This is a genomic window from Teichococcus aerofrigidensis, from assembly GCF_054073225.1.
In genome coordinates, this window is record NZ_JBSXMU010000146.1 from 1 (window position 1) to 6,972 (window position 6,972).

The 6,972-nt window shown below is 74.9% G+C and carries 7 protein-coding genes; 1 reads left to right on the top strand and 6 read right to left on the bottom strand.

Annotated features, from left to right (window positions below):
* Positions 1–202: 202 nt before the first annotated feature.
* Complete coding sequence (locus tag ACVMLK_RS18810) at positions 203–1,141, top strand: tetratricopeptide repeat protein (RefSeq protein ID WP_457487267.1); 939 nt, start codon at positions 203–205, stop codon at positions 1,139–1,141.
* Here the strand turns inward: ACVMLK_RS18810 and ACVMLK_RS18815 are convergent.
* The 6 genes from ACVMLK_RS18815 to ACVMLK_RS18840 all read right to left on the bottom strand — a co-directional run.
* On the bottom strand, positions 1,138–1,764 hold the full coding sequence (locus ACVMLK_RS18815; RefSeq protein ID WP_457487268.1) for a hypothetical protein: 627 nt from the start codon (positions 1,762–1,764) through the stop codon (positions 1,138–1,140). The two genes, ACVMLK_RS18810 and ACVMLK_RS18815, sit on opposite strands and share 4 nt — an antisense overlap.
* A gap of 99 nt (positions 1,765–1,863) precedes the next feature.
* A complete protein-coding gene (locus tag ACVMLK_RS18820) occupies positions 1,864–2,748 on the bottom strand; it encodes an MBL fold metallo-hydrolase (RefSeq protein ID WP_457487269.1) in 885 nt (294 codons plus the stop codon).
* Positions 2,745–3,644, bottom strand: a complete 900-nt coding sequence (locus tag ACVMLK_RS18825; RefSeq protein WP_457487270.1) for a DMT family transporter — start codon at positions 3,642–3,644, stop codon at positions 2,745–2,747. The genes ACVMLK_RS18820 and ACVMLK_RS18825 overlap by 4 nt, the downstream gene beginning before the upstream one ends.
* A complete protein-coding gene (locus ACVMLK_RS18830; RefSeq protein WP_457487271.1) occupies positions 3,644–4,609 on the bottom strand; it encodes a DMT family transporter in 966 nt (321 codons plus the stop codon). Before ACVMLK_RS18830 ends, ACVMLK_RS18825 begins: the two co-directional genes overlap by 1 nt.
* On the bottom strand, positions 4,602–5,438 hold the full coding sequence (locus ACVMLK_RS18835) for an FAS1-like dehydratase domain-containing protein (RefSeq protein WP_457487272.1): 837 nt from the start codon (positions 5,436–5,438) through the stop codon (positions 4,602–4,604). The genes ACVMLK_RS18830 and ACVMLK_RS18835 overlap by 8 nt, the downstream gene beginning before the upstream one ends.
* Positions 5,438–6,972, bottom strand: a 1,535-nt coding sequence (locus tag ACVMLK_RS18840) for a hypothetical protein (RefSeq protein ID WP_457487273.1), incomplete at its 5' end; no start/stop codon positions are given. The genes ACVMLK_RS18835 and ACVMLK_RS18840, both read right to left, overlap by 1 nt.

Here is a 6,972-nt window from a genome sequence, read left to right on the forward strand (position 1 = left end):
CTCGAAGCCCGCCCGCCGCGCCGCGCGCGCGATCGCGGCCCCGGCATAGCCCAGGCCCAGGATGACCATCCGCCGCTCGTCCATCATCTCTCCTCCCCCTTCCCTGCTTCCGGCCGCCCGCGCCCTGGCACCGGCGCGCCGCCCTGGCCGGCGCCGATCGGATGATCCCATCCGGCCGGACTTTGCTCTAGACTGCCGGCCGATGCGCCTGTCTCTCCGCTCCACCCTCGCCGTCGCCTGCGCCACGCTGCTGCTGGCCGCCCTCGCCGCGGGGAGCCTGCCGCACCGGGATTCCGCCGCCGCCGAGCGGCCCGCCGCCCCTTCCCGGGAGGTGCCGCGCCGCGCCGCTCCCGGGGCCGCGCTGCCCTTGCCGCCAGAGGCTCCCCCTGGGGCTCCTCCTTCTTCCCCTGGCGCGGTCCCCGCGGCGCCCTCTCCCGAGACCGAGGGGCCGCGCCTGACCGAGGGGCCGGATTACGACGCCTGCCTGGCCCGCCTGCGCACCGACCCGGAAGGCGCCGTGGCCCGCGCCAGCCGCTGGGAGGAGGAGGGCGGCGGCGAGGCCGCCCGCCACTGCCTGGCGCTCGGCCTGCTGGCCCTGGGCGAGCCGGAGCGCGCCGCGCCGCGCCTGGAGCGGCTGGCCGCCGGCGCCGGCGCCCCGGCCGCCATCCGCGCCGCCGTCTATGCCCAGGCGGCGCAGGCCTGGATGCTGGCGGGCGACGTGAACCGCGCCTATGGCGCCAGCACCCTGGCCCTCAGCCTCTCGCCCGAGGACGCGGCCCTGCTGGTCGACCGCGCCGTCGCCGCCGGCATGCTCGGCCGCTACGGCGAGGCGTTGCAGGATCTCGACCACGCGATCCGCCGCGATGGCGGCCGCGCCGATGCCTGGGTGTTCCGCGCCGCGGCACTGCGCCAGCTCGACCGCGCGGCCGAGGCACTGACCGCCGTGCAGACGGCGCTGAAGCTCGACCCGGACAATCCCGAGGGCCTGCTGGAACGTGGCATCCTGTGGCAGCTCAAGGGCGATACCGCCGGCGCGCGGCGGGACTGGCAGCGCGTCATCGCCGTGGCACCCACCAGCGCGGCGGCCGAGCTGGCGCAGCAGAACCTCGCGCTCAACGAGGCGGGGCCGCGCCGGCGCTAGGGCAGGCGCAGGTCCGGCCGCGTGCAGAGGTCGAGGCCCCGCCGTTCCATCGGCATGCCATCGAAGAAGACCACCTTCACGTCATAGCCGCATTCCCCGGGCGGCAGGGCGAGGCGGAACTGCGCGCCCGGCGGCAGCGGGCTGACCGTCAGGCGGTTCATCCCCCAGTCCGGCTGGCCGGAGGGCGAGACGAAGACCTGGGAGACCGGCCGGCGCTCCTCGTTGCGCAGGAAGAGATAGGGCGCGCGCTGCGCCGCCGCGTCGGCGCCGCCGAGCCGCACCAGATGCCGGGCGCAGGTGTCGAGGCCGCGCAGATCCTGCACGGCGCCACCGGCATAGACCACCCGCACATCCTGCCGGCAGCCGCCGGCGGGATCGAGGCGGATCAGCCGGCGCCCGCCCGGCGGCACCGGCTCGGCCAGCCGGTCATGGCCCCAGTCGCGGATCACCGGCGGATTGGCGAAGAGATGCTCCACCGGGCGGTCGGTGTCGTTGACCACCGTGAAGGACGGGTCGGCCCCGGCGGGCCGGCGCTGCGCCGCCGCCGGGGAGGCGAGCGCGGCGGCGAGGATCGGGGCCATCAGGGCCAGGGTAAAGGCCGGGGCGAGGGCGCGGCGGGACATGCTGCGGGCTCCAGGCTGGTGGGGTTCGGTCCGCCGCGCCGGTGGCGGGACGGCAGAACAGCAATGGGCGCGGGCCGGGCGGGTTGCAACCGGCCCGGCTCACACCGCCACCCAGGTCTCGCCGGCCTCGCGCACCAGCCCCTCCGCCCGCAGCTTCAGCAGATGCGCCAGCAGGCTGCGCCCGGCGGCCGCGACCAGCCGCGGGTCGATCGGACTGTAGAGCCGCTCCACCAGCGCCGGCACCGTCGCCGGCCCGGTCTCCCGCAGCGCCGCCAGCAGCGCCGCCTCGCGCGCGCCGCGGTGCGCCAGCAGGGCGCGGGCGAAGCGGATGGGCTCGGCCAGCGGCGCGCCATGGCCGGGCAGGTAGAGGCTGTCGCCACGGGCGATCAGCCGCTCCAGCGCCGCCATGTAGGCCGCCATCTCGCCATCCGGCGGGCTGACCACGCTGGTCGACCAGCTCATCACATGATCCGCCGAGAAGAGCACGCCCGTGCCCTCGAGCGCGAAGCAGAGATGGTTGGCGCAATGGCCGGGGGTATGGAGCGCCGTCAGCCGCCAGCCCTCGCCCTCCACCGCCTCGCCATCGGCCAGGCGGCGGTCGGGGCGGAAGTCATGGTCGCCGCCCTCCCCGCCCGCGCCCGGCGGCGTCATGTGCGGGCCGAAGCCGAGGCACGGCGCGCCGGTCGCGGCCCGCAGGGCGGCGGCGCCCGGGGAATGGTCGCGATGCGTGTGGCTGACCAGGATATGGCTCACCGTCTCGCCGCCGAGCGCCGCCAGGATCGCCGCGCGGTGCGCCGCGTCCTTGGGCCCCGGATCCAGCACCGCCACCCGCCCCTCGCCGATCAGGTAGGTGTTGGTGCCGAGGAAGGTGAAGGGGCCGGGATTGCCGCAGCGCAGCCGGCGCAGCCGCACGCCGCCCGGCCGGCCGAGGTCCTCCACCACGCCGGTGGGAAGGGGGTCATCCTTGATGAAGGGGATGCTCACGCGCGCCTCCTGCGCAGTTCGCGGTGGAGGATATAGAGCCCGGCGGCGACGATCAGCCCCGCGCCGGCCAGCATCGGCAGGGTCGGGACCTCGCCCCAGGCGATCCAGCCGAGCAGGATCGCCCAGACCAGGGCAGTGTAGGAATAGGGGCCGAGGGAGGAGACCTGGGCGCTGGCATAGGCCTCGGTCAGCAGCACCTGCGCCAGCCCGCCCAGCAGGCCGATGCCGAGCAGCAGCGGCAGGTCGGCGGGCGAGGGCGTCACCCAGACGAAGGGCAGCAGCACCGCGCTCATCGCCGTCATCAGGATGGACTGCCAGAGCACGATGGTGGCGCTGGCCTCGGTGCCCGAGAGCTGCCGCACCAGCATGGTGGTCAGGCCGGAGAAGAGGCCATGCACCGAGGCGGCGGCGAAGCCGGCCCAGAGCAGCCAGGGCGCCGCGCCCGCCGGCACCGGCCGCTCGCCCCCGAAGGCCCCCTGACCGATGGCGATCACCAGGATGCCGAGGAAGCCCGCGATCACCGCGCCCCAGCGGTGGATGCCCGGCCGCTCGCCCAGGAAGGGGATGGACAGGATGGTGACGAAGAGCGGCGTCGAATAGGTCAGCGCCGTCTGCTCGGCCAGCGGCAGCACGGTGAGCGCGAAGAAGGAGCAGCCCATCGCCAGCATGCCGGTGACGGCGCGCGCGACATGGCCGCCGAGCCGCCGGGTCCTGAGCGTCACCTTGCGGCGCAGGCCGATGGCCAGCACCACCGGCAGGGCCAGGGCGTTGCGGAAGAACATTAGCTCGGGGAAGGGAATGCGGTCGCCCAGCGCCTTCACCAGGGCGCCCATCAGGGTGAAGAGCGCGGTGGCGCCGAGCATCATCAGCGCCCCGCGCCGCACGTCATGGCGCATCAGCCGCCCCCCGCGAGGGGCATCCCGCGCGCCAGCGCCTGGCGCTTGTCGCGCGCCCGCATCCGCTCCCGGTGCAGGTTGTAGAGCCCGGCGGCGATGACGATGCCGGCACCGGCGAGCGTCGCGCCGGCCGGGAACTCGCCCCAGATGGCCAGGCCAAGCAGCAGCCCCCAGACCAGAGTGGAATACTCGAAGGGCGCGAGCGCCGAGACCGGCGCCAGGGCGAAGGCGCGGGCGAAGAGGAAATGCGCCACGCCATTGGCGCAGCCGAGCAGCGCCACCACCGCCATGGTGGCCGGGTCGGGGAACAGGACGGGCGGCGGGAACAGGGGCAGCAGCAGCAGGCCCACGGGCACATGCGCCAGCAGCAGCCAGAAGGCGATGGTGGCCGGCGTGTCGCTGCGCGAGAGCAGCCGCGTCCAGATCCGCGTCAGCGCCATCAGGCCGACGCCGCAGAGCAGCATCCCGGCCTCCCAGCGCCAGAGGGCGCCCCCGGGCTGCAGCATCACCAGCACGCCGCCGAAACCCGCCAGGGTGCTGAGCCAGCGCCGCCAGCCCACCTGCTCGCCAAGCAGCGGAATCGCCAGCAGCGTCATCAGCAGGGGCGCCGCCGAGGCCACGGCATAGGTGTCGGCGAGCGGCAGGGCGGAGGCCCAGGCAACGTAGTAGGCGACGGTGACGACGCAGTGCAGCAGGCTGCGCCCGGCGATCAGCCGGAGATTGACCGGCCGCAGCGAGGCGCCGCGCGCCAGCACGGCGATGGCCAGCGAGCCGAACAGGCCGCGCCAGATCATCGCCGCCGCCGGCCCGAGTTGCGGCATCGCCCATTTCATCGCCGCGTCCGCGCAGGCGATGACCGCGTAGCCGGCGGCGACGAAGCCGATGCCCCGCACTGTCTCGTCCAGCAGCGCGGCCCTGGCGGCCGGCCGGGGCGGCACCCCGGCCAGCGGTTTTCGATCAGACAAGCTCGGCCTCGGCGACCTGGCAGGTGGCGCCGCTGTCGTCCCGCGTCTCCAGGCGGATGCGGCCAGCCTCCTGCCCGCCGTCCCATTGGCCCAGCAGCGTCAGGGCATGGCCGCCGATCGCCGGGCGCTGGCCACGATAGGTGAAGCGGGCGAGGCGCCGTCCCTCCCCCGCCATGTCGAGCGCGTGCTGCGCCAGCCAGGTGGCCTGCAGGGGGCCGTGCACCACCAGGCCGGGATAGCCCTCGACCGTGGTCACGTAGGGGAAGTCGTAGTGGATGCGGTGGCCATTGCCGGTCAGCGCCGAATAGCGGAACAGCAGCACGCTGTCCGGCATCACCGCCGCACGGCTGGCCTCCGGCCAGTCCGGCGCCGGATCGGCCGCCTTGATCGCGGCCCCGCCGGCGCCGCGATAGACGATGTCCTGCTCCTCCTCCAGCACCGGGCCGCGCGGGCCGGTCAGCGTGTGGCGGACGGTGACGAAGACCAGCTCGCCGCTGCCGCCGGTCTTGCCGCTGACCTTCAGGATCGTGCTGGTGCGCTCCACCGCGTCGCCGCCGCGAAGCTCGCCCCGGAAGGTGACGCGGCCACCGGCCCACATCCGCCGCTCCAGGTGGTGCACCGGCGGCAGGAAGCCGCCGCGCTTCGGATGGCCGTCCGGCCCCAGCCCCTCGGCCGGCTTCCAGTCCTGGAACAGCATCCAGTGCCAGAGCGGCGGCAGCCCGCCGGCCGGCACGGGGCGGGACAGCGTGGCGGCCAGCCCCTCGACGAGGCGCTCATCCACCCGGTCCCGCCGTGTCTCGCTGCGGCCGACATAATCCTGATACGGCATCAGTTCCTCCCCTCGGCCCTGCCCCGGGCCTCCCACTGGTACAGGCGGTATCCGTCGATCTCGTGCCGCAGCCTGTAGCCTGCCCAGGCCTCGGCAAAGAGCGGATGACGGCTGAAATAGGCGATGAAGTCAAAATCCCCGCCGCACCAGGGAATGCCGGCATGGCGCGCGACCAGGACCGCCGCCGGGCGCTCCCGCGCCAGGCGCTCCGCCACGGTGTCGAAGAGGGCCCGCTCGGCCGGTCCCATCGCCGCCGGCGCGTGATAGCGCGCGGCCGGGTCGGGGCCGTCCTGGGGGCAGTCCTGGTAGACTGCCTGCAGCAGCCAGGTGCTCATGTAGGGCAGCAGCAGCCGCGAGCCGGCATAGACCACCGCCGGATAGACCGTGGGAATGTCCGGCGAGAGCACCAGCAGGGGCCGGCCCGGCGCCTCCCGCTTCAGCCAGGCAGCGATGCGGGCGCCGACGCTGCCGGGATAGGCCAGTTGCACCCAGGGCGATTCGCCGCCGCGCAGGGTGAAGAGGCCGAAGCCGAAGGCCGCCAGGACGGCCAGCCAGGGTGCCGCGCCGGCGGCCCGCGGCGGAGCGAGCGCGCGGTCCGCCAACCGCCCGGACAGGGCCCCCGCGGCCAGCCCGCCCCAGATCCAGACCGGCACGAGGTGGTAGCTCCACCCCTTGTGCTGGACCAGCGCCGCGGCCAGCCCCCCCAGCATGGCGGCGACGGCGAGGCGCGGCAGCCAGCCCGCGCCACGCGGCGCCAGTCCGACCAGCACGGCGAGGCCGAGGGTCGTGGCGATGCCGCTGCCCAGCACCTCGGTCAGCGCCACGCGCCACCAGGGCACGCCGCCGAGCCCGACATACCAGTCCCAGACCAGCGGCACGACATGGCCGAAATAGCCGGGGAAGAAGGCCGGGATGGCGGCGAGGTAGAGCGCCCAGAGCGCCGCCATGGCCCAGGGGAAGGGGTCGCGCAGTGCCGCCCAGCCCCGCGCCAGCAGGACCAGCGCCTCCACCAGCGCCGGGGCGGCCAGGAAATGCGGCTTCAGCGCGAAGCCGGCGGCGGCCAGCAGCAGCGTGGCGAGCCAGGCGCCGGGCGGGGTCCGCAATCCCAGGATGCGCCGCTCGGCCAGCAGCAGGTAAGGCAGCGCGGCCACCGCCATGAGCTGTTCGCGCTGGCCGAAATCATAGCCGGCACAGACCAGCAGCAGCGGCAGCAGCGCCGTCATCACGGCCCGCTCCACCGGACCTTCTCCGCGCCCCCGGCGCAGCCCGGCGCAGAGCCACAGCACGCCGCCGCAGAGCGCCAGCAGACAGAGCAGCAACGCCTGGCCGGCCTCCAGCGGCAGCCAGCCGGCGAGCCAGGCCGCGGGCTGGTTCAGCAGGAAGATCAGCGGCGGGTTGACGTCGATCAGGTCGCGATACAGTGCCTCTCCCGCCCGCATGCGGAGGGCGAAGTCGAGCACCGCCGCCACATCGTGGTTGAGCGGCGGCGCCAGGACCATGGCCAGGAAGGCGGCGGCCGGCAGCAGCGCCAGCG